The sequence below is a fragment of the Cryobacterium sp. RTC2.1 genome (assembly GCF_035018685.1).
Taxonomy (GTDB): domain Bacteria; phylum Actinomycetota; class Actinomycetes; order Actinomycetales; family Microbacteriaceae; genus Cryobacterium; species Cryobacterium glucosi.
This window is the reverse complement of the sequence record NZ_JASJXJ010000053.1, coordinates 1-22,152: the sequence shown is the minus strand read 5'-3', so window position 1 is coordinate 22,152 and position 22,152 is coordinate 1. Positions and strand designations below refer to the sequence as shown.

Sequence of the window (22,152 nt, the reverse complement as noted above, 5' to 3'; positions counted from 1 at the left end):
CCCCGGCGGCTCTCGCCGAAGATCCAGCGGGCAATGGGACAATGGGGCCATGGCCAATTCCACCGAAACCGTGCCCACCGTCACCGCCAAGCCCCGCCCGAACGAGAACCGTTCGACGACGCCGGGGTCGGACGGCTTCAAGTCCTACATCTCCAGCGGCTGGGCCGAGCGCGTCGACACGCTTCCGCCGGCCCGCGAGCAGGCGCCGTTCGCAGCGGCACGGCGTGCTCGCGTGTCCGCGATGTACCCGGGGCAGCGCCTCATCGTTCCGGCCGGCCGCCTCAAGCAGCGCTCGAACGACACCGACTACGCCTTCCGCGCCCACTCCGCCTTCTCGCACCTCACCGGCTGGGGCAGCGACGCCGAGCCCGGAGCCGTGCTCGTGCTCGAGCCGACGACGACCGGGCACGACGCGACGCTGTACTTCCGTGAGCGCGCCGGACGCGACTCCGACGAGTTCTACGCCAACGCGGACATCGGCGAGTTCTGGATCGGCCCGCGCCCCTCCATCGCCCAGGTGGCGAGCGACCTCGCCATCACCGTGCGCGGGATCGCCGACCTCGACTCTGTGCTCACGGTCGTCGACTCCGAGACGCTCGTCATCCGCGAGGCAGACCCGGCGTTCACCGTGGCCGTCGACGAGGGCCGCCTCCGCTTCGCCGCGGACAAGGTGCTCGGCGACAACGCCACGAACACTCCGTTCAGCCTCGAGGTCAACGGCGAGCACGAAACGGACGACCGTTTCGCCCGCGACCTGTCCGAGCTGCGCCTCGTGAAGGACTCCTACGAGATCGCCCAGATGCGCCTCGCGATCGCGGCCACCGGGCGGGGCTTCGAGGACGTCATTCGCGACCTGCCCCGGTCGAGCGCCCACGAACGCGGCGAACGCCTCGTCGAGGGCGTCTTCAACACCCGCGCCCGCTCCGACGGGAACGCGGTCGGGTACGACACGATCGCGGCCTCCGGCCCGCACGCGTGCATCCTGCACTGGACTCGCAACGACGGCCCGCTCAACCCGGGCGACCTGATCCTGCTCGATGCGGGTATCGAGGTCGACAGCTATTACACCGCTGACGTCACCCGCACCCTCCCCGTCGACGGCACCTTCTCCCCCGTGCAGCGTCGCGTGTATGAGGCCGTGCGCGAGGCAGCGGATGCCGCGTTCGCCGTGGCCAGGCCCGGCGCGATCTTCCGTGAGGTGCACGCCGCAGCCATGGCGGTCATCGCCCGCCGGACCGCGGAGTGGGGCATGCTCCCTGTCACCGCCGAGGAGGCGCTCAAGCCGGAGAACGGGCAGCACCGCCGGTACATGGTGCACGGCACGAGCCATCACCTCGGCATCGACGTGCACGACTGCGCCCAGGCCAGGCGCGACATGTACCTGGACGGCGTGATCGAGGCCGGGATGATCTTCACGATCGAACCGGGCCTGTACTTCCAGCCGGACGACCTCACCGTGCCGTTCGAGTTCCGCGGCATCGGTGTCCGCATCGAGGACGACGTGCTGATCACGGCGACGGGCGCCGAAAACCTGTCCGTCGGCATCCCCCGCACCGCCGACGACGTCGAGGCCTGGATCGCCTCTCTCACCGCCTGACCCGCCTCACCCGCCGCGAAAGCGGGTGAATCGTCGTTCTCACGAGGTCAAACCGACGATTCACCCGCCTTCGCGAGCCTGCGTGGGCTGTGGAGCTGCGGCTAGTCGGTGGATGCGGTGGGCGAGGCTTCCGGGGCGGGCGTGACCGCCGGAGGGGCGAACTGGCCGTACGGCGGGGCAGGCTGGTCCGGACGGGCCGCCGGGGCCGTGGGCTCCGGCTGGGCAGGCTCCGGATCGACGGACCTGACCGCGACGGGTTCCACTGTGCCGTGCAGGAGGTTGCGCGCCTTGTTCACGAGCGCGGCCTCGACGATGATCTGGTAGTTGCTCGCCATCACCTGCATCGTCGAGGTGAAGTCACGGCGCCTGCGGTTGAGCGCGTAGCTCACAACACCGAACAGCATCCCGAATCCGGCGCCCATCAGCACCGCAGCGAGGACGAAGGGCAGTCCAGCCCCGGTCGGCGAGAAGATGAAGAACAACAGGCCGAAGAAGATTCCGAGCCAGGCGCCGGAGGCCGCACCGGCGAGGGCGACGCGTCCCCAGGTCAGTTTCCCGGTGACTCGCTCGACGGTCTTGAGGTCGTTGCCGACGATTGAGAGCTGCTTGACCGGGAAATCAGCCTTCGCCAGGGTGTCGACTGCGGCCTGCGCCTCGGCATACGTCTCATAGGTCGCGAGCACCTCGCCCTTGGGTAAAACGGGGAACAGGGCCGGACCGCGATTGCCAAAAGGGTTCTGATTGCTCATGCCGCCATTCTTCCACAGCACGCCGAAGGGCCGCAGGTGGCCTACATTTGTAACGTGTCTGCCACCAGAGTCTTCGTCGCCCGATTGGCCGGGTGTTCCGTCTTCGACCCCGCGGGCGACCGCGTCGGCAAGGTCCGTGACGTGCTCGTGGTCTACCGAAAAGACGATCCGCCCCTCGCGGTCGGACTCATTGTGGAAATCCCGGGCAAGCGCCGCGTCTTCGTGTCGATGAGCCGGGTAACGAGCATCGGCTCCGGCCAGATCATCACGACCGGCCTGATCAACGTGCGCCGCTTCGAACAGCGCGGCGGCGAGGTCCGCGTCATTGCCGAGCTCCTGGGCCGCGAGGTCATCTTCAACGACGGCTCCGGCGAGGCGACCGTCGAGGACGTGTCGATCGAGGAGACCAAGCAGGGAGCCTGGGAGATCGCCCAGCTCTTCGTCCGCCGTCCCAAGGCGAGCGTGTCCCTCTTCGCGAAGGGCGCGACGACGTTCGCCACCTGGAGCGACGTCCGCGAGAAGACCACCGTCGGCCAGGCCCAGTCCGCCGAGCAGCTCATCGCGACCTATTCCGACCTCAAGCCCGCCGACCTCGCCAACACGATGCTCGACCTTCCGCCCGAGCGCATGCACGAGGTCGCGAGCGAGCTTCCCGACGGCCGCCTCGCCGACGTCCTCGAGGAGATGCCGGAGACCGAACAGGTCGCCATCCTCACCCGGCTCGGCGACGCCCGCGCCGCCGACGTGCTCGACCACATGCAACCGGACGACGCAGCCGACCTCATCGCCCAGCTGCCTGAGGAACACGGCGAGCAGCTGCTCGACCTGATGGAGCCGGAGGAAGCCGACGACGTGCGCTTCCTGCTCACCTACGCGCCGGACACGGCCGGTGGCCTGATGACGACGGAGCCCATCATCGTCTCCGCCGACGCGACCGTCGCAGAGGGCCTCGCCCTGATCCGCCGCCACGACCTCGCGCCAGCGCTCGGAGCTGCGATCTGCGTCACCCTCCCGCCGTACGAGCCGCCGACCGGCCGTTTCCTCGGCATGGTGCATTTCCAGCGGATGCTGCGCTACCCGCCGCACGAGCGCCTCGGCACGCTGCTCGACCAGGGTCTCGACCCCGTCACCGCAGACACCTCGGCCGCGGAGGTCACCCGGATCCTCGCGAGCTACGACCTCGTCTCCGTTCCCGTTGTCGACGACAACCACCGACTCGTCGGGGTGGTGACAATTGACGATGTCCTCGACTACCTGTTGCCAGACGACTGGCGAAGTCACGACGGCAATGACGATGTACGCCGCCGGGCAGCCGCCCGCAGCGAGCTGAAGACGGGAAGTATCCCGCTGCCACACGGACGGAGGACCGGCAATGGCCCGAAGTGATCGCTCGGATCAACGCCTCGACTCGCCCAAGGGCCTGCGCGTCGCTCCCCTGTCGCGAACCAGGAACCGCAATCGCAACCGCGACCGGCCGTCGAGCGACCGTTTCGGCCGGCTGACAGAGGCCATCGCCCGCGGCATGGGCACCCCGTGGTTCCTGCTCGGGCTCACGCTTTTCGTTCTCTTCTGGATGGGCTGGAACACCCTCGCCCCCGTCGCATGGCGCTTCGACTCCGTCGCGCTCGGCTTCATCGCACTCACCCTCGTGCTCTCGATGCAGGCCTCCTATGCCGCCCCGATGATCCTGCTCGCGCAGAACCGTCAGGACGACCGCGACAGGGTCCAGTTCGAACAGGACCGGCAGCGCGCCGAACGCAACCTCGCCGACACCGAGTACCTCGCCCGCGAGGTCGTCGCCCTCCGCCTCGGCATGAAGGACCTCGCCTCCCGCGACTTCCTCCGCAGCGAACTCCGCGCCCTGCTCGAGAACCTCGAACAGCGTGAGGACGAGGAGAAGCGCAGCCGCAAACGCTCCCGCAAGGGCGACCGCGAGCGGGAAATCGACCACGACCACGACCACGACCGCGAGGCAGGCCAGGACAGGGCAACCGCCACGGCGCAGGCGACGGCACGGGGCGTCGAACCCACAACCGCACCAGCTGCGTCAGCCGTACCCGCACCATCAGCCGCACCGGCAACGCCCGCCTCACCCCCGGCATCCGCCAGGACCATCGAGGAGCGACCCCCGATTGGCCGCTGACTCGCCCCTGGCACCGGGTACGGCAACCGCCGACCCCGCCGGGATCGACGCCAGGGTCGGCGCTGCGCTCTCCCGGGTGATCGACCCGGAGATCCGCAAGCCGATCACCGAGCTCGGCATGGTCGCCGGGGTGCACACCGGGAACGGGCACACCACCGTCGACCTGCTGCTCACGATCGCCGGATGCCCCGCCGCACGCCAGATCGAACGGGACGTGCTCGAGACGGCAGAGTCCGTCGCCGGTCCAGGACACGTGACCGTGTCGGTCGGCGTGATGACCCGTGAGCAGCGCCGCACGATGACCGAGAAACTCCGCGGCGGCGCGGCCGCGCGCACGACGCAGTTCGGTGCGGGTTCCCTCACCCGGGTCTACCTCGTGACGAGCGGCAAGGGCGGCGTCGGCAAGTCGACGATCACGGCGAACCTCGCCGTCGCGCTCTCCGGCCGCGGCCTCAAGGTCGGCGTCGTCGACGCGGATGTCTACGGTTTCTCCATTCCCGGACTGCTCGGCCTCGTCACGCCCGGCGTCGACGGCGCCAAGGGGACAGCGGTCAAACCGACCAGGGTCGGCGACATGATCCTGCCGCCGATCAATTACGACGTGAAGGTCATCTCGATCGGCATGTTCGTGGAGGACGGCGGCGTCGCGGTCGCCTGGCGCGGGCCGATGCTGCACCGGACGATCACCCAGTTCCTCACCGAGGTCTACTTCGGCGACCTCGACGTGCTCCTGCTCGACCTCCCGCCAGGGACCGGCGACGTGGCGATCTCGATCGGTCAGCTGCTGCCCCAGGCCGAGGTCATCGTCGTGACGACCCCGCAGCCCGCCGCGGCGGACATCGCCGAACGCAGCGGCGTCGTCGCCCGCCAGACCGGGCAGACCATCTTCGGCGTGATCGAGAACATGTCCGGCGCCCTCCAGCCCGACGGCAGCCTGCTCGAGCTCTTCGGCGCCGGAGGCGGAGCCGAGGTCGCGCGGCGACTCTCGGCCGGCCAGGACACGCCGGTGCCGCTCCTGGCGAGCGTCCCTCTCAGCGTTCCGCTCCGCACCGGCGGCGACGACGGTCGCCCGGTCGTGCTGAGCGACCCGCTCGACCCGGCGGCCCTCGCGATCGACGCGGTCGCCGAGCGGCTGTTCTCCCGCGCCCGCGGCCTCTCCGGCCGCAGCCTCGGCGTCTCCCTCAAATAACGCCGGTCACCGCGCCGCGCGCCCGGGCGTGAGGTGTCGCATATCGACGTTCACACGGCCCGCGAACGTCGATGTGCGACACCTCAGGGTCGGGACGACGCTAGGGCTCGAGGTCGGCGAACAGCTCGGGCTGCGGGTCCGCGAACAGTTCGGGCTGCGAGGTCGGCGCGGCCGTACTCGTCGGCGGCTGCGGACGCCGCACGTGCACGGCCGCACCGGCCGCGAGGTACACCTCCCGCGGCTTGCCGGCGTCAGACTGCTTGACCGAGGAGATCCAGATCGCCTCCGGGTGAACGTCACGGCCCGCACGGACGTCCTCCGCGGTCCGGAGCTTGGCCACGCGGTGGAGCACGCCGCCGAACCAGATCTTCGCGACGATGTCGGCGACGGTGAGCATGATCTGCATGACCACGATGAGCGTCCCACCGGAGCCGACGAGCGGCATCGCGTACACGATCGGGTACACCGCCCACGAGGACAGCAGCAGTATGGTCGCGGAGCGCAGCAGTGCGGCCGAATCCACCGTGAGCACGGGCAGGGAGCGCCGCACCACGCTCGCGAGCAGGGCCGTCGTCGCCAGCCAGAACACTCCGGCGGCGATCCCCCACCCGACGAGCGCGGCGGCATCCGTGCCCCCCGAGGCGACGATCGCGCCCAGGTACGCCAGGAACACCATGAAGAAACCGCCGGCCATCGCGATCAGGCGGATGCGCCGGGCCACGCCGCCGAGGACGACGCACACGGCGAGGAGCTCGATGACGACGAGGGGAACCGCAACCGACCACTCGACGTAGCGCACGCCGAAGGTGAGGAGCGCAAGCCCGTTGGGCACGAACTCCGCGCCTTCACGGGTATACCCGAAGAGAAGACCGGACAGGAGGACGAGGTAGGACAGGAACATGGCGCTCATGATGCCGAGCCGCGCGACAACGGCGGTCCGGTACCGGGCGCCGACCTCCCCCCGGGTCACCCAGGCCCGCAGGAAACCCACGAAGAAGCACAGGGCGCCCATCCCCACGAAATAGCAGATGAGCTGGTACTGGGCCGGGGAGAGTCCGGCCTCCCACGGGGCGGCCAGGGATCGGACTAACACGGATACCCTTCATCAGCGACGGTGTCTTCGAAACGTGAGTGCGTCAGGAACGAGCAGGAGAGCCAGGAGCGAACGGTCGTGGAACGAGTGTCAGGATCGTGATTTCAGGACAGGGACGACCGGCGGCGGTTCCACGGAGAAGAACAGGCCGCCCGCGCTGTTCGCCGACACCATCAGCCGCTCGATCCAGTCCCGGTTGATGTTCGGCACCCGGCTGACCGAATAGCGGTAATAGAGTGTGCTGCTGGCATCGAGCCAGATGGCGCTGCGCCCGCTCTCGGTCTCGTCATCGGCCGACTCCGTCCACGAAAAAATGAAGCCCTCCCTGCGCCGCAGTTTCGTCGTAATGACGATCTGCAGGTGCATCAGGGCACGATCCTCAAAACTGACCACAATTCCTGGACTGCCGTACAACAACGTACCCATGAGCTCCCCCTCCGGATGGCTTACTCTAACGGACGAATCCCCCGCCGCCTAGCAGCTGCTATCCGGACGCGTCACCGGCTCCACCGAGCGTAGCCGCATGGTCGGGGACGGTGCGGTTGAGTTCGCGCGGCGGACGCTCGTAGTCGGCGCCCTGCGGCCGATGCGGAATCGAGACCCGCGGCGGTTCACGGTGCTCGTACGGCACGATCGAGAGCAGATGGTTGATCATGTTGAGCCTGGCCGCGAGCTTGTCCTCGCTCTCGACGACCCACCAGGGCGCCTCGGCGATGTCGGTGTGCACGAACATCTCATCCTTGGCCTTGGAGTAGTCCACCCACTTCGTGATCGAGAGCAGGTCGGTCTCCGAGAGCTTCCAGCGACGCATCGGGTCCTTGAGCCTCGAGCGGAACCGGGCCTCCTGCTCGTGGTCGGATACGGAGAACCAATACTTGACGAGGAGGATCCCGTCCTCGACCAGCATCCGCTCGAAGAGGGGCGCCTGGTGCAGGAACCGGCGGTACTCGTCGGGGGTGCAGTACCCCATCACGCGTTCGACGCCGGCCCGGTTGTACCAGGAGCGGTCCATCAGCACCATCTCCCCCGTCGACGGCAGGTGCTCGATGTACCGCTGGAAATACCACTGGCCACGCTCACGGTCTGTCGGCACCGGCAGCGCGACGATCCGGGCGATCCGCGGATTCAGGTACTCCGTGACCCGCTTGATGGCCGAGCCCTTGCCCGCAGCATCGCGGCCCTCGAAGATCACGACGATGCGGGCGCCCGACTCGCGCACCCACTCCTGCATGGCGACGAGCTCCGTCTGCAGCCTGCGCAGCTCGGCGTTGTATTCGGCCTTGCGGATCCTGCCTGGTGTGGGTTTCTTCTTCGCCATCCCCGACCTTTCGTTCGCGTGATGACAGCCTAGGAGCCAGAACGACCCGGATGGCTCTATCCGGCGCGGGCGAGTCTGTCTATCCTGTTCCGAACAGTCGCGGGCGACAGGTTAGGAGCGGGATGGCGCTGGAACACCGCACCCTCATTTCCTCGGTCCAGCGCGCCCTGAGGATCGTTGACATCGTCTCGGGCGCCCCCCGGCCGATGCCCGTCAAGGCGGTCGCCCAGGCCTCGGGGCTCAGCCTCGGCACGGCGTACAACCTGACCAGGACCCTCGTGCACGAGGGCTATCTCGGCACGGAGCCCGACGGCCTCGTCCTCGGGCTCCGGTTCCCGAGCCTCCGCGACGCAGACGCCGGCGTCTTTCTCGCCCGGGTGCGCCACACCCTCCGCCAGGTTGCCGGGGAGAACGGCGCGACGGCGTACCTCGCGCGCTTCAGCGACGGGAGGGTGGGCCTCATCGACATCGTCGACGCCGCGGGCACCCCGAGATCCGAGCCGTGGACAGGGCTCAGCGCCAGCCCGTACGCCTCCGCACTCGGCCGCCAGATCCTCTCCCAGCTCAGCCGCGAGCAGCGCGCCGACTTCCTCGCCGCGCACGGCCGTCCGCCGGGGGCCCACGCCGCGCCGGGGGCGCCAGACGCCCGTGGCATCCCCGCCGCGCACGCTGCCCATGTCGCATACGCCGCAAACGGTTCGAACGCTGCGCACCTGGCAGGCCCGGCGAGCGTGACGAACGCGGGCACGGCCGCCGGCACACACACGGCAACGCACCTCTATGGCACGGTCACGCTCCCCCGCCCGGCGGATGCCCGCGGCACGCACCAGGGAGCGGCCCACGGCAACGCGTGCCTCGCGGTCCCGGTGCGGGCGCCCGGCGTGATCGCCGCCCTCGGTGTCGCCGTGATCGGGGAGTGGGGGACAGCCGAACTCGGCGCGCTCACGCTGCGGTTGCGCGCATCGGCGAACGCTCTCGCGGCGCAGCTCGGCGCCGAACGGCCCGTGCAGGCCCGTGCCTGAGCGGACGGCCGTTGTCGGGTGCTGCTACGTGGCCTCCGAGTCGAACGGAGCGGGTTCCGCCGGCGCGAGGGCGTTCTCCTTCGCCCGCTTCCTGGACAGGTATGCGCCGTTCGGGTTCGGCGACACCCGGGACACGACGGCGGACTGCTCCTTGACCGGTTCATCCTCGATGAGGGCCTCACGGATGATCCGGCGCGGGTCGTACTGGCGCGGGTCGAGCTTCTTCCAGTCGACGTCGTCGAATTCGGGGCCCATCTCGTCGCGCATGCGTTCCTTGGCGCCGTTGGCCAGGTCCCGGAGCTGCCGGACGAGCCGGGCGAGCTGGGCCGCGTAGTGGGGAAGCTTCTCGGGTCCGAGCAGGAAGACGGCGACGATCCCGACCAGGAGGAGCTTCTCGAACGTCAAACCAAGCATAGGTTGAGGATAACGCGCGGCGGGGCCTCCTCCGACCGGCGGGGAGCCCCCTTAAGCTGGACCCATACAAAACTGGAGTTGCACCGTGTCTGACAAAGATTTGAACTGGAAGTTTTCCGACGACTCTGTCGTTGAGAGCGAGGCCGTCATCCGGGCGCGCCAGCAGTCGCTCGAGCTCGGCATCGACGCGATCTCCCCGGCGGTCGGTGCCCAGTCGGCCGTGATCGCCGCAGCGACCGGAGCACGCAGCATCCTCGAGGTCGGCACGGGGGCCGGCGTCTCCGGCATCTGGCTCCTGACCGGGGCGCCAGGGGCTACCCTCACCTCGATCGACACCGAGGTCGACCACCAGCAGCACGCCCGCGCCCTGTTCACGGAGGCGAAGATCCCGGCGAACCGGGTACGGCTGATCACGGGCAAGGCAGCGGATGTCCTCCCCCGGATGAATGAGAACTCGTACGACATCGTCTTCATCGACGCCGACCCGCAGTCGGTCATCGAATACGTCGAGCACGGGCTGCGGCTGGCCCGGCCGGGCGGAACCGTGCTCGTGGCCCACGCCCTCTGGCGCGGCCGCGTCGCGAACCCGGCGCAGCGCGACGAGGTCGCCACCGGCTTCCGCACCCTGCTGAGCGAGATCAGCGGCTCGACCGCCGTGATCAGCGCCCTGTCGCCCGTCGGCGACGGCCTGCTGCAGATCACCAAGCTCCGCGCGTAGCGCACCGGCACGAAAAAGATCGGCCGCGCAGCAGGGCTGCACGGCCGATCCGTAATTCTCCTCGGTTACGAGGTGGAGACGTGATCTCCGACGCTAGGCAACCGGGCGTACTACGCCGGCGAGTGCATCGTGAAGCTCCTTGGCTTCCGCGTCGTTCACAGAGACGACGAGTCGTCCTCCGCCCTCGAGCGGAACACGCACAATGATCAGGCGCCCCTCCTTTACAGCCTCCATTGGCCCGTCTCCGGTCCGTGGCTTCATGGCCGCCATGAACTCCCCTTCCACTCATTCGTCTGAACTTCTATTATCGACCATCGCGGCCCGAGACGAAAATTCACGAGGTCCGGGCGGGTAACGAAGGCGGTCGCGCACGGTTAGGGCGGCGTCCAGTCCTTACCGTCGACGCCCCAGCAGATCAGCAGCCACCCCCACTGGCCGAGGACGCACAGCACCACGATCCCGATCCGGTACCAGAGCCGTTTCGGCTGCGCGATCGCGCCGAGCACCGGGAACATCGGCATCAGCAGCCGGAAGGTGCTCGATTGCGGGAAGAAGACCGCGAAGAGGTAGAGCCCGTATGCGGCGAGCCAGAATCTCAGGTCCACGCCGAGCCGGCGGACCGCGGGAGTGAACAGCAGGACGGCGAAGCCGACGACGAGCGCGAGCACCACGACGATGCCGAGCGGTGTGCCGAGCCACCAGATCCCGCCCTGGAACCAGGCTGTGAAGGGCACGAGTTCCTGGTAACCGATGTACGAGGACCGCCAGGCGAGCTCGGTGTCGGTGTATGCGGTCGCCGAGCCGGTCGCGATCCAGGCGATGAGCGGCCAGGCGAAGCCGCTGAGGGCGCTGAAGACGGTGACGGATGCAGCGGTGAGGCGTTCTGCCGCTGGGAACGGGTCGCTGCGACGGGTCAGCCAGCGATGCACGATGTGGAACCCGAGTGCGAGGGCGAAGGCGAGGCCGCTCGGCCGGGTGAACGCCATCACCGCGACCACGGGGAACAGCAGCACGTAGCGCCGTTCGAGGAGCAGCAGGAGGGCGAGGGTGAGGAAGAAGAGGTACATCGCCTCGGCGTAGCCGAACTGCAGGATCGGGGTCAGGGGCGCGACGCAGAACAGCACGACGGCGAACAGTGCGGTGCCGCGGCCCTGGACGCGCAGCATCAGCCGGTAGAAGACCAGGGTGGCCCCGAGGCTGAAGGCGAGCGAGACGACCACGGCGGCCGGCGCCCACGGCGCCCCGGTGAGGAACATCAGGACGCGCACGACGGCGGGGTAGCCGGGCAGGAACGCCCACGCGTTCTCGCCGATGTGGCCGGTGCTCGTGACGGGCAGCACCGCCGGGTAGCCGGACACGGCGACGATGTTGTACCAGCGGGCGTCCCAGATGTTGGCGAAGTCGAAGTACCCCGGGCTGGCGCCGGTCCACGGGTTCGCGCCCTGGACGCGCGCCAGGATCAGGACGAGGGTGGTCGTCACAACGCGGGACAGCACCCAGATGCCGGCGACACCGGCCCACCACGGGGCCAGCCGGGCGCGGGCCCGCCAGCGGGCCGGCAGCATCCGCTGCGCCGCCTGGGACGGCGGGACCCGCGGCGTTGGCGACGTCCCGCGCAGCGAGCGCGGCGGTCTCCCCCTCGGAGGACGAGGCGGGGCCTCCGCGGCCACGGCTAGAGCTTCCGGCCCGGGGCGGCGGTCAGCCAGGACCGGAGGGCGACCTCGCAGTCCGTGATCTGGTGCACGGCGACGCGCTCGTCGTCGGCGTGGGCCTTGAGCGGGTCGCCGGGCCCGTAGTTGACGGCAGGGATGCCGAGAGCGGAGAACCGGGCGACGTCCGTCCAGCCGTACTTGGGCCGGGCTTCGGCTCCGACGAAGGCGAGGAATTCCTGCGCGAGCGGGGCGTCGAGTCCCGGGCGCGCGCCCTCCGCGCGGTCGACGACGGTGATCTCGTACCCGGCGAACAGTTCGCGCACGTGCTCAAGGGCCTCCGCGGAGCTGCGGCTCGGGGCGAAGCGGTAGTTGATGTGCACCATGCACTCGTCGGGGATGACGTTGCCGGCGATGCCGCCGCTGATCCCGACGGCGTTCAGGCCCTCCCGGTAGACGAGGCCCTCGACCTCGACGGCGCGAGGCTCGTAGCCGGCGAGGACGGCGAGGATCGGGGCGGCCTTGTGGATGGCGTTCTCGCCCACCCAGCTGCGGGCGGAGTGCGCGCGCAGCCCGTGGGTGCGCACCTCGAACCGCAGGTTGCCGTTGCAGCCGCCCTCGACCTGGCCGTTGCTGGGTTCGCCGAGGATGGCGAAGTCGCCCTCGAAGAGGTCGGGGCGGTTCCGGGCGAGCCGGCCGAGGCCGTTGAGCTCGTCGGAGACCTCCTCGTGGTCGTACCACATCCAGGTCACGTCCAGGCCGGGGTCTGTGAGCTCGGCGGCGAGCTTCAGCTGAACGGCGACGCCGGCCTTCATGTCCACCGTGCCGCGGCCCCAGAGGTGCTCGACGCCGTCGACGGTCTCGAACCGGGTCGGCAGGTTGTCGTTGACCGGGACGGTGTCGAGGTGGCCGGCGATGATGACCCGCCGGTCGCGGCCGAGGCGGGTGCGGGCGACGACCGTGTCACCGTCGCGGATGACCTCGAGGTGCGCGAGTCCGGTGAGCGCCTGCTCGACGGCGTCCGCGAGGGGGGTCTCATCACCCGAGACGGACTCGATGTCGCAGATCGCCTGTGTGATCGAAACGGAGGACGCGGCGAGGTCGAGCTGGCGGGCGCGGCGGGTGCCCGCTGCATCCGGTGCAGGGTTCACGTACGGGTTCACCGGCGGGGATACGGGCACGGACACGGGCTGGGGGGTCGAAGGCACCCTACTAATCTAGAGGAATGACCGAGACAGAGTCCCCGCAGTCCGCCGTCCCCACCACCGCCTGGGGCTACGGCCTGGCCACCGTCGCCGAGGACGGCACGGTCCTCGACACCTGGTTCCCCGCTCCCCTGCTCGGCTCGCTGCCCGCCGGCCGCGACCGGTGGATCGTGCCCGCCTCGGTCACCGAACTCGCCGGGGCGGACCCGCGGCGTGCCGTGCGCCTCGAGACCGTGACGATCGAGATCGACCTCACCGCGCCGCCGGCCGGCACTGCGGATGCCTACCTGCGGCTGCACCTGCTCTCGCACCTGCTCGTCAGGCCCAACAGCATCAACCTCGAGGGCATCTTCGGCCACCTGCCCGTCGTGGTGTGGACGAACGCCGGCCCGATGCTTCCCGCCGACTTCGACCGGCTGCGCCCGGCCTTGCAGCGCGCGGGCATCCAGGCCAGCGGCGTTGACAAGTTCCCGCCGCTGCTGAACTACGTCACCCCCGACCGGGTGCGGATCGCGGACGCCTCGCGGGTCCGCCTCGGCGCCTACCTCTCCCCCGGCACCACGGTCATGCACGAGGGCTTCGTGAACTTCAACGCGGGCACCCTCGGCGTCTCCATGGTCGAGGGGCGCATTTCGCAGGGGGTCGTCGTCGGCAACGGCGCTGACATCGGCGGCGGCGCCTCGATCATGGGCACCCTGTCCGGCGGCGGCACCGAGCGCGTGCGCATCGGCGAACGCGCCCTGCTCGGCGCGAACTCCGGCATCGGCATCTCGATCGGGAACGATTCCGTCGTCGAGGCCGGCCTCTACGTCACGGCAGGCACGAAGGTGTCCCTGCCCGACCAGCCGCGCACCGCGGACGGCCGCATACAGACGATGAAGGCCGTCGAGCTGTCCGGGTTGCCGAATCTGCTCTTCCGACGCAACTCGATGTCGGGCGCCGTCGAGGTTCTCGCCCGCAGCGGGAACGGCATCGTCCTGAACGAGCAGTTGCACGCCTGACCCTGGTCCGACGAAAGCGGATGCCCGGCACGCGATCGCGTGCCGGGCATCCGTCGTTCTGCGGGTGTGCAGCTAGCGGCGGGGGAAGTCCCTGGCCGGGGAGCCCGTGTACAACTGCTGTGGGCGGCCGATCTTCGTCGTCGGGTCCGCGTTCATCTCGCGCCAGTGCGCGACCCAGCCGGGAAGGCGGCCCACGGCGAAGAGGACCGTGAACATGCTCGTCGGGAAGCCCATCGCCTTGTAGATGACGCCGGTGTAGAAGTCGACGTTGGGGTAGAGCTTGCGCTCGCGGAAGTAGTCGTCGTTGAGGGCGATGTGCTCGAGCTCCTTGGCGATGTCGAGGAGGTCGTCCTTGACGCCGAGGGCGGCGAGCACCTCGTCGGCGCTCTCCTTGACGAGGGTCGCGCGCGGGTCGTAGTTCTTGTACACCCGGTGGCCGAAGCCCATCAGGCGCACGCCCTGCTCCTTGTTCTTGACCCGTTCGACGAACTTCTCCACGCTCTCGCCGGAGGCCCTGATCTCGCCGAGCATCTTGAGCACGGCCTCGTTCGCGCCGCCGTGCAGCGGACCGGAGAGAGCGCTGATGCCGGCGGACACAGAGGCGAAGAGGTTGGCCTCGGTGGAGCCGACGAGGCGCACGGTCGACGTCGAGGCGTTCTGCTCGTGGTCTTCGTGCAGCATCAGCAGGCGTTCGAGCGCCTTGCTCACCACGGGATCGACTTCGTACGGCTCCGCGAGGGTCCCGAAGATGAGCTTGAGGAAGTTGTCGACGTAGCCGAGGGAGTTGTCCGGGTAGAGGAAGGCCTGCCCGACGCTCTTCTTGTGGGCGTACGCCGCCATGACCGGAAGCTTGGCGAGCAGGTGGATCGTGGCGATTTCGACCTGGTCCGGGTCGTTCGGGTCGAGCGAGTCCTGGTAGTACGCGGCCATCGCGGAGACGCCGGAGGCGAGCACGGACATCGGGTGCGCGTTGAACGGCAGCACGTCGAAGAAGCGGCGCATGTCCTCGTGCAGCAGGGTGTGCTTGCGGATGCGCTTGTCGAAGGCCTCGAGCTCGCCTGCGCTCGGCAGTTCGCCGTAGATGAGCAGCCACGCGGTCTCAAGGAAGTTGGAGTTCTGGGCGATCTGTTCGATCGGGTAGCCGCGGTAGCGCAGGATGCCCTTGCCGCCGTCGATGTACGTGATCGCCGAACGGGTCGCCGCGGTGTTCACGAAGCCGGAGTCCAGGGTGACGAGCCCGGTCTGCCGGGTCAGTGTCGAGATATCGATGCCGGAGGGGCCCTCGGTCCCGTGGGCGATCGGGAACTCGGCGATGCCCCCTGGGAAGGCGAGCGTCGCCCCCAAGGGGTCGATGGACGGTGTTCGCTGTACGACGTCGCTCACGGCGCCTCCCTGAATATCACTGAGTGTCACTGAATCACTGCCTTACGGACTGGGGGTGGCCGCCATGGCACACCGGTGTGGCTAGAGACGTCCAAGCGAATACAGCCTAATCGGCCCCACCACCTACTGTTGCATCCGCCAAAATTTCGGCAGTTTCACCGGAGGAGTGCCACAAGAATGTCGATGTTACCCGCTCCGGGTACACCGTGGGCAGTTGCTACTCTAGCGACCGGAGCCGAGCGGCGGCTGCGTGGATGCGCTCATCCGTCGCCGTGAGCGAGAATCGAACGTGCTGCGGGTACCCGTCCCCGTAGAAGGATCCCGGTCCGGCGAGGATGCCGAGGCCGGCGAGTTCGGCGATCGACTGCCAGCAGTCGACCCCCTTCGTCGCCCACAGGTAGAGGCCGGCCTCGCTCCTGTCGATCCGGTACCCGGCGGCCTCGATCGCCGGCAGCAGCACGGCTCGCCTGCCCCGGTACCGTTCACGCTGGGCCGCAACGTGGGAGTCGTCGCCGAGGGCGGCCACCATCGCGGCCTGGAGCGGCTGCGGGAGCATCAGGCCGGCGTGCTTCCGCACGGTGAGCACGCGGGCGAGCACGTCGGCGCAGCCGGCCGCGAAGGCGCCGCGGTAGCCGGCCATGTTGGACTGCTTGCTGAGGGAGTAGATCGCGAGCACGTTGCGCCGGTCGGTGCCGATCACGCGCGGGTCGAGGATGCTGGGAATCGGCTCGGACGCCCAGGGTCCCGCCCAGCCGAGCTCGGCGTAACACTCATCGGACACGATGACGGCCCCGAGGTCCCGTGCGCGCGCGACGGCGGCACGCAACTCGGACACCGACAGCACGCGGCCATCGGGGTTTCCCGGGCTGTTCAGCCAGATGAGCTTCGTCGTTGCCGGCCACGCGGCCGGGTCGTCGGAGGCGAACGCGTCGCATCCGGCCATCGCGGCGCCGATGGCATAGGTGGGGTATGCCGCGAGCGGGTGGACGACGGTGTCGCCCTCGCCGAGGCCGAGCATGAAGGGCAGGAGGGCGACGAGTTCCTTGGAACCGATCGTGGGGAGCACGTTGGCCGGCGTCAGCCCGGCGACCCCGCGACGACGCGCATACCAGTCGACGATCGCGGCCTGCAGCTCAGGCGTGCCGACGGTCTGCGGGTACGCGTGGGCATCCGTTGCCGCGGCGAGGGCGGTGCGCACGACGTCCGGGGTCGGATCGACGGGCGAGCCGATCGACAGGTCGACGATGCCGTCGGCGTGCGCGCGGGCCTGGGCCGCGAACGGCGCCATCTGGTCCCACGGGTAGTCAGGGAGCGGCTTGAGCACGACCGGTCAGACCTGCGGGGGCAGGACGGCGATGATCGGGTGGTCCTTGTGGATCACGCCGACCTTCGCGGCGCCGCCGGGAGACCCGATGTCATCGAAGAATTCGACGTTGGCCTTGTAGTACTCGGCCCACTGCTCGGGGACGTCGTCCTCGTAGTAGATGGCCTCAACGGGGCAGACCGGTTCGCAGGCGCCGCAGTCGACGCATTCGTCCGGGTGGATGTAGAGGGAACGGTCGCCCTCGTAAATGCAGTCGACCGGGCATTCGTCCACGCAGGCGCGGTCTTTCACGTCGACACACGGCAGGGCAATGACATAGGTCACGAGCGGGGAGCTCCCTTCACGAGCTGAACGTCCAGTCTAGGTCAAGCGCCCCGGGTCAGGCGTCGTGGCTCAGGCGCCCTGGCTCAGGCACCCTGGCTCAGGCGCCCTGGCCCGACCGGCCCCTTCGCTGCGGGAGCCGCGGCCAGGCCAGCACGAGCGAGGCGACGAGGGTCGGCAGCACCGTCCACAGCGTGCCGGCCAGTCCGGCGGGCACGAGCACGGAACCGCCCGTGCTCTTGAGCGACAACAGGAAGATCGATCCGACGAGGCCGATCGTGCACGCGAGCACGACCACCCGGTCGTCGAGCACGAGCCGGAGGCCGACGAGGAGGGCGCTCGCCGCCAGTGTCGCGAGAACGAGGCCGACGGGCAGGGTCACGGGGCCGAGCACGAGGGTGGCCTGGTGCGCCACCGTGCCGAGCACCCCGAAGACCACGCCGGCGGCGAGAGCGAAGAGGCTCGCGACGGCGCGCAGCGCTCCGGTCGCGAAGGCGCGGGGCGGCGCCGGGTCCGCCGGGTCTGTCGGGTCCGCCGGGTCCGCCGGGGACGGCTGCTTCGCCGCGCCCTCCGGGTCCGCTCCGGGCTGTGGTGCCTGAACGGCGGATGCCGCGGCCCGGCCTGCGGGCGCGGCCGGCGGCGGTGTGGCCCTCAGGTAGGTTTCGGTTCCCGTGACCGACCCGGCGGGGTCCCCGGGACGGACGGCCGTCACGACGCGTCCGTCAACGGTCCAGCGGTCCGGGTATGCGGAGAGGGCGGCGAGCTTCTGCTCGATGTGGTCGCTGACGTCGATCGCGACGATCCGCTGCCCGATGGCCTCGGTGACCCCGCGACTCACGAAGACCGGCACCCGGGAGGCGTGCGCGGCATCCACTGCAGCAGCCTGGAGCAGCTCGCTGCGGGCGCCGATCACGATCGCCGTCGCCCGGACCTCGTCGAGCACGGCGCGCACGGCCGCGGCGGGGTCTGTCGAAGGGGGCAGGACACGCCAGTCGCTGACGCCGAGTGCGGAGAGTGCCGCACGCACATCGGAGCTCGCCCCCGAGGTGCTGTCACCGGTGTCACCCGGCGCCCGGGCGCCGAAGAGCACGACGACCCCTGCGTCATCGCCGCGCAGGCGGGCGATGGTCCCGCCGGTGAACCAGGCCTCGTCGCCGGGACGGTCGTGCACGAAGACGATGCGTTCTGCACTGCCGGACATGACCATCGATGAGCTCCCCAGGGTCGGATTGGCGGACACCCACCTCAGAATAATAACTGGACATTCGCGGCCGACCGCCGGTAGAGTCGCTCGAGTAAGGATAGCCTTACCAAACTCAACCGCTCCCGAAGACCAGGAAACCGTGCTCGCAAACTATCTGATCGGCCTCCGTGAGGGCCTCGAAGCCGCACTCATCGTGACGATCCTCGTCGCCTATGTCGTCAAGATCGGGCGGAAGGACGTTCTGCCGCGAATCTGGGCGGGCGTCGGACTCGCCGTGCTCCTCGCGCTCGCCATCGGCGCCCTGCTCACCTACGGCACATACGGCCTCTCGTTCGCGGCCCAGGAGACGATCGGCGGACTGCTCTCGATCGCCGCGACCGGGCTCGTGACCTGGATGGTGTTCTGGATGCTCCGCACCGCGCGCACCCTCTCGAGCCACCTCCGCGGCAGCATCGACAAGTCCCTGCTCGGCTCCGGCATCGGGCTCGTCGTCGCCTTCATCGCCGTCGGCCGGGAGGGCATCGAAACGGCGCTGTTCCTCTGGGCCGCCGTGCAGGCGACCGGGGAGACCACCCTGCCGCTCCTCGGCGCCTTCCTCGGCATCGTCACGGCTGCCGGCCTCGGCTGGCTGATCTACTCGGGGATGCTGCGGATCAACCTCACGAAATTCTTCACCTGGACCGGCGGCATCCTCATCGTCGTCGCGGCCGGCGTGCTCTCCTACGGCGTGCACGACCTACAGGAGGCCGGCGTCCTGCCGGGCCTGCACAGCATCGCCTTCGACGTGAGCGCCGCCATCCCGCCGGACAGCTGGTACGGCACCCTGCTCAAGGGAACGCTCAACTTCTCCCCCGCGACGACCTGGCTCGAACTCCTGGTCTGTGTCGCCTACGTCGGAACCACGCTCACCTTCTTCGCCCGCGCAGTCCACCGCGGCCGCACCCGAACCACCTCGACGGAGGATCTGCCCGACACCGTGCTGGCAAGCGCCTGATCGCTCCGCAACCCGAAAACTCCCGTCGGCTCGGTTCGAATCGGCTCGGTTCGAATCGGCTCGGTTCGAATCGGTTCGGGCTCCCTCGCTCGCCCGTCGCACACCGGGCGCGCCCGGCATCCGCGCCGCGGACCATGTTCCCGCCCCACCACCCCTAAGGACTCCATGCAGCCCCGAATCCTCCCCCTCGCCGGGAGCGTCACCCTCGGCCTCGTCTCCCTGCTCGCCCTCACCGGCTGCGTCCCGAACGCCTCGGCGCCCGGCGCCGCGCACGCCGCCCTGACCGTCGACAGCAGCGCGACGGCGTGCACCGTGTCCGGAGCGGAGGCCCCGGCCGGCAACGTCACCTTCACCGTCTCGAACTCCGGAGACCAGGTCACCGAGTTCTACCTCCTCGGCGACGACCAGCTCCGCATCGTGGGTGAGGCGGAGAACATCGGCCCCGGCCTCAGCCGTACCCTCGTCGTCGACCTGAGCGCCGGCAGCTACTTCACGGCGTGCAAGCCCGGCATGACCGGTGCGGGCATCGGCCAGGCCCCGTTCACCGTGACTCCGGCGAGCGCTGCGGATGCCGCGACGAACGCCCCCGGCGACGCCGAACTCAGCGCGCGCATCGACACCGCGAACGCCAACTATGCGTCCTACGTGAAAGACCAGATCGGCCAGCTCGTCACCGGGACCGCCGCGTTCGCCGCCGCATACACCGCCGGCGACGACGACACCGCCCGCGGACTCTACGCGGCCACCCGCGCGCACTGGGAGCGGGTCGAGACCGTCGCGGAATCCTTCGGCGACCTGGATCCGAAGCTCGACCTCCGCGAGGCCGACCTCGAAGAGGGCCAGGACTGGACCGGCTGGCACGCCATCGAGAAGGACCTCTGGCCGACCGAGGCCGAAGCTGGCTTCGCCGCATACCCGGCCGCCGAGCGCGCTCGCCTTGCCGGACTGCTCGTCACGGACACGGCGACCCTGAACGAGAAGGTGCAGCCGCTCACGTTCACTCTTTCCCAGCAGACCAACGGCGCGATCGGTCTCCTCGACGAGGTCGCGAGCGGCAAGGTCACCGGCGAGGAGGAGGTCTGGTCACACACCGACCTCTGGGACTTCCAGGCCAACGTCGACGGCGCCCGGGTGCTCTACGCCGGGGTGCGGGACGTCCTCGTGCAGAAGGATGCCGCCCTCGCTGCAACCCTCGACACCCGCTTCACCGCCCTGCAGAGCCTCCTCGACGCCCAGCGAGTCGGCGACGGCTTCGTCCTGTACACCGACCTGTCCACCGGCACCGTCAAGGGCCTCGCCGACCAGGTCAACGCCCTCGCCGAACCCCTCGGCCAGCTCACCGCGGCTCTCGTCCTGTGATGAAGGGCGGCGATTCGCGAGAGCGGAAAAATGGCCCCTTCCCGCGCGCCGAAGGGGCCGAAACTCCGCTCTCGCGGGAGGAAGGGGACGACCAGGCGGATGCCGGCGCGAGCGCGTCGGGGACGGCGCCCGCCGTCGGGGCGCCAGCGAAAGCCCCGCGCGGCATCTCCCGGCGCGGCCTCCTCGGCCTCGCCGGGGCAGGCGTCGCGGGCCTCGGCATCGGTATCGCCGCTGACCGCGGGGTTCAGGCCCTCGCAGCAGCGGGCGCCCCGGCAGCGGGAAGCACCGTCTACCCGTTCTACCAGGATCACCAGGCCGGCATCGTGACGCCCGCCCAGGACCGGCTGCACTTCGCGGCGTTCGATCTGACCCCAGGAGCCAGCCGCGCCGACCTGGTCTCCCTGCTGCAGGACTGGACGACCGCGGCCGCCGCCCTGACCGCCGGTCACGACATCGGCCGGTACGGGGCCGTCGACGGGCCGTACGATGCCCCGCCAGAGGACACCGGCGAGGCGTTCGGGCTGCCTCCGGCCGGCCTGACGATCACGGTCGGCTTCGGCCCGACGCTCTTTGCGACGAGCGCAGGCGAGGACAGGTTCGGCCTCGCATCCGCTCGCCCGGACGCCCTCGTCGACCTGCCGCACTTTCCAGGAGACCAGCTCGATGCCACGCGCAGCGGCGGCGACCTCTGCGTCCAGGCCTGCGCCGACGACCCGCAGGTCGCGGTGCACGCGATCCGCAACCTGTCCAGGATCGCCTTCGGTCGCGCGGCGATCCGCTGGTCGCAGCTCGGCTTCGGTCGCACCTCGTCGACGAGCACGAGCCAGGCCACCCCGCGCAACCTCTTCGGGTTCAAGGACGGCACCGCCAACATCAAGGCCGAACAGCCGGCCGTCGTCGACGACCAGGTCTGGGTCGGCTCGGGCGACGGCCCCGCGTGGCTCACCGGGGGCTCCTACCTCGTCGCCCGGCGGATCCGGATGACGATCGAGACCTGGGACCGCACCGCACTGCGCGAACAGGAAACCGTGTTCGGCCGCACCAAGGGCGAAGGCGCCCCGCTCTCCGGCGGCACCGAATTCACCGAGCCCGACTTCGCCGGCACCGGCAAGGACGGCGCCCCGCTGATCGACCCGGCCTCACACGTGCGCCTAGCCCACCCCGCCCAGAACAAGGGGGTGCAGATGCTGCGGCGCGGTTACAACTTCGTGGACGGCAACGACGACCTCGGCCGGCTCGAGGCCGGGCTGTTCTTCATCAGCTACCAGCGCCGCCCCTCGCAGTTCACGACCGTGCAGCTCGCCCTCGCGCGGCACGACGCCATGAACGAGTACGTCCGGCACGTCGGTTCAGCCCTTTTCGCCGTCCCGCCCGGCGCCGCCCGCGGCAGCTACCTCGGCGCCGCCCTCTTCGCCTGACCGCCGCCGCGGCGCATCCGCCCGCCCTTTCCGCGAGAGCGCACTTGTGGC

At 69.7% G+C, this 22,152-nt stretch carries 21 protein-coding genes and 1 pseudogene; 10 read left to right on the top strand and 12 right to left on the bottom strand.

Translation table 11 applies throughout. From position 1 onward, the window contains the following. Positions 1–49 precede the first annotated feature (49 nt). Positions 50–1,597, top strand: a complete 1,548-nt coding sequence (locus tag QN357_RS08890) for an aminopeptidase P family protein (RefSeq protein ID WP_174774611.1) — start codon at positions 50–52, stop codon at positions 1,595–1,597. Between the two features lie 101 nt (positions 1,598–1,698). Here the strand turns inward: QN357_RS08890 and QN357_RS08885 are convergent, their stop codons facing one another. Beyond that, on the bottom strand, positions 1,699–2,346 hold the full coding sequence (locus QN357_RS08885) for a general stress protein (protein ID WP_134449549.1): 648 nt from the start codon (positions 2,344–2,346) through the stop codon (positions 1,699–1,701). A gap of 54 nt (positions 2,347–2,400) precedes the next feature. Between QN357_RS08885 and QN357_RS08880 the strand changes: the two genes are divergently transcribed. The 3 genes and pseudogenes from QN357_RS08880 to QN357_RS08870 all read left to right on the top strand — a co-directional run bounded on the left by QN357_RS08880 (position 2,401) and on the right by QN357_RS08870 (position 5,678). Beyond that, complete coding sequence (locus tag QN357_RS08880; protein ID WP_323504781.1) at positions 2,401–3,732, top strand: magnesium transporter MgtE N-terminal domain-containing protein; 1,332 nt, start codon at positions 2,401–2,403, stop codon at positions 3,730–3,732. Beyond that, a pseudogene (locus QN357_RS08875) lies at positions 3,719–4,243 on the top strand (DUF1003 domain-containing protein); the annotation flags it as partial. The gene QN357_RS08880 and the pseudogene QN357_RS08875, both read left to right, overlap by 14 nt. Positions 4,244–4,478: 235 nt before the next feature. Then, complete coding sequence (locus QN357_RS08870; RefSeq protein WP_134449546.1) at positions 4,479–5,678, top strand: P-loop NTPase; 1,200 nt, start codon at positions 4,479–4,481, stop codon at positions 5,676–5,678. Between the two features lie 100 nt (positions 5,679–5,778). On the opposite strand, the gene QN357_RS08865 is transcribed toward QN357_RS08870, so the two are convergent. From QN357_RS08865 to ppk2, 3 genes are all read right to left on the bottom strand, one after another. Beyond that, entirely contained in the window at positions 5,779–6,771 is a 993-nt protein-coding gene (locus tag QN357_RS08865) for a bacteriorhodopsin (protein ID WP_322140716.1), read from the bottom strand. Between the two features lie 90 nt (positions 6,772–6,861). Beyond that, a complete protein-coding gene (locus tag QN357_RS08860) occupies positions 6,862–7,137 on the bottom strand; it encodes an ATP-dependent DNA ligase (RefSeq protein ID WP_241975346.1) in 276 nt (91 codons plus the stop codon). Positions 7,138–7,255: 118 nt separating this feature from the next. Continuing rightward, a complete protein-coding gene (gene ppk2 / locus QN357_RS08855; RefSeq protein WP_174774610.1) occupies positions 7,256–8,089 on the bottom strand; it encodes a polyphosphate kinase 2 in 834 nt (277 codons plus the stop codon). Between the two features lie 122 nt (positions 8,090–8,211). Between ppk2 and QN357_RS08850 the strand changes: the two genes are divergently transcribed. Then, positions 8,212–9,111, top strand: coding sequence for a helix-turn-helix domain-containing protein (locus QN357_RS08850; protein WP_322140715.1), 900 nt, complete (start codon positions 8,212–8,214; stop codon positions 9,109–9,111). A gap of 24 nt (positions 9,112–9,135) precedes the next feature. On the opposite strand, the gene QN357_RS08845 is transcribed toward QN357_RS08850, so the two are convergent. Further along, positions 9,136–9,525, bottom strand: coding sequence for a Sec-independent protein translocase TatB (locus QN357_RS08845; RefSeq protein ID WP_134449542.1), 390 nt, complete (start codon positions 9,523–9,525; stop codon positions 9,136–9,138). Between the two features lie 85 nt (positions 9,526–9,610). Between QN357_RS08845 and QN357_RS08840 the strand changes: the two genes are divergently transcribed. After that, positions 9,611–10,243 carry an O-methyltransferase gene (locus tag QN357_RS08840; RefSeq protein WP_134449541.1) on the top strand — a complete coding sequence of 211 codons (633 nt, stop codon included), beginning with the start codon at positions 9,611–9,613 and terminating at the stop codon, positions 10,241–10,243. Between the two features lie 93 nt (positions 10,244–10,336). Here QN357_RS08840 and QN357_RS08835 read toward each other — a convergent pair whose 3' ends face one another. From QN357_RS08835 to dapE, 3 genes are all read right to left on the bottom strand, one after another. Next, positions 10,337–10,513 (bottom strand): DUF3117 domain-containing protein, encoded by a 177-nt coding sequence (locus tag QN357_RS08835; RefSeq protein ID WP_134449540.1) that lies wholly within the window; start codon positions 10,511–10,513, stop codon positions 10,337–10,339. A 104-nt stretch (positions 10,514–10,617) separates the two neighbouring features. Next, positions 10,618–11,808 carry a hypothetical protein gene (locus tag QN357_RS08830; protein ID WP_134449539.1) on the bottom strand — a complete coding sequence of 397 codons (1,191 nt, stop codon included), beginning with the start codon at positions 11,806–11,808 and terminating at the stop codon, positions 10,618–10,620. Between the two features lie 107 nt (positions 11,809–11,915). Then, entirely contained in the window at positions 11,916–13,043 is a 1,128-nt protein-coding gene (dapE, locus tag QN357_RS08825) for a succinyl-diaminopimelate desuccinylase (RefSeq protein WP_322141113.1), read from the bottom strand. A 74-nt stretch (positions 13,044–13,117) separates the two neighbouring features. On the opposite strand from dapE, the gene dapD reads away from it, so the two are divergent. Continuing rightward, positions 13,118–14,098, top strand: a complete 981-nt coding sequence (gene dapD / locus QN357_RS08820) for a 2,3,4,5-tetrahydropyridine-2,6-dicarboxylate N-succinyltransferase (protein ID WP_323504780.1) — start codon at positions 13,118–13,120, stop codon at positions 14,096–14,098. Positions 14,099–14,170: 72 nt separating this feature from the next. On the opposite strand, the gene QN357_RS08815 is transcribed toward dapD, so the two are convergent. From QN357_RS08815 to QN357_RS08800, 4 genes are all read right to left on the bottom strand, one after another. Continuing rightward, complete coding sequence (locus QN357_RS08815; protein ID WP_198413359.1) at positions 14,171–15,481, bottom strand: citrate synthase; 1,311 nt, start codon at positions 15,479–15,481, stop codon at positions 14,171–14,173. Positions 15,482–15,698: 217 nt separating this feature from the next. Further along, positions 15,699–16,805, bottom strand: a complete 1,107-nt coding sequence (dapC, locus tag QN357_RS08810; protein ID WP_255454132.1) for a succinyldiaminopimelate transaminase — start codon at positions 16,803–16,805, stop codon at positions 15,699–15,701. Between the two features lie 6 nt (positions 16,806–16,811). Then, on the bottom strand, positions 16,812–17,129 hold the full coding sequence (gene fdxA / locus QN357_RS08805) for a ferredoxin (RefSeq protein WP_104099174.1): 318 nt from the start codon (positions 17,127–17,129) through the stop codon (positions 16,812–16,814). Positions 17,130–17,226: 97 nt separating this feature from the next. After that, entirely contained in the window at positions 17,227–18,366 is a 1,140-nt protein-coding gene (locus tag QN357_RS08800; protein WP_322136182.1) for a hypothetical protein, read from the bottom strand. A gap of 103 nt (positions 18,367–18,469) precedes the next feature. Here QN357_RS08800 and efeU point away from each other — a divergent pair, with 103 nt between their 5' ends. The 3 genes from efeU to efeB all read left to right on the top strand — a co-directional run bounded on the left by efeU (position 18,470) and on the right by efeB (position 22,101). Next, positions 18,470–19,324 (top strand): iron uptake transporter permease EfeU, encoded by an 855-nt coding sequence (gene efeU, locus QN357_RS08795; protein WP_323504779.1) that lies wholly within the window; start codon positions 18,470–18,472, stop codon positions 19,322–19,324. Between the two features lie 165 nt (positions 19,325–19,489). Next, positions 19,490–20,683 carry an iron uptake system protein EfeO gene (gene efeO / locus QN357_RS08790; RefSeq protein ID WP_322136183.1) on the top strand — a complete coding sequence of 398 codons (1,194 nt, stop codon included), beginning with the start codon at positions 19,490–19,492 and terminating at the stop codon, positions 20,681–20,683. Continuing rightward, positions 20,683–22,101, top strand: coding sequence for an iron uptake transporter deferrochelatase/peroxidase subunit (gene efeB / locus QN357_RS08785; protein WP_322136184.1), 1,419 nt, complete (start codon positions 20,683–20,685; stop codon positions 22,099–22,101). Before efeO ends, efeB begins: the two co-directional genes overlap by 1 nt. The last annotated feature ends 51 nt before the right edge of the window (positions 22,102–22,152 follow it).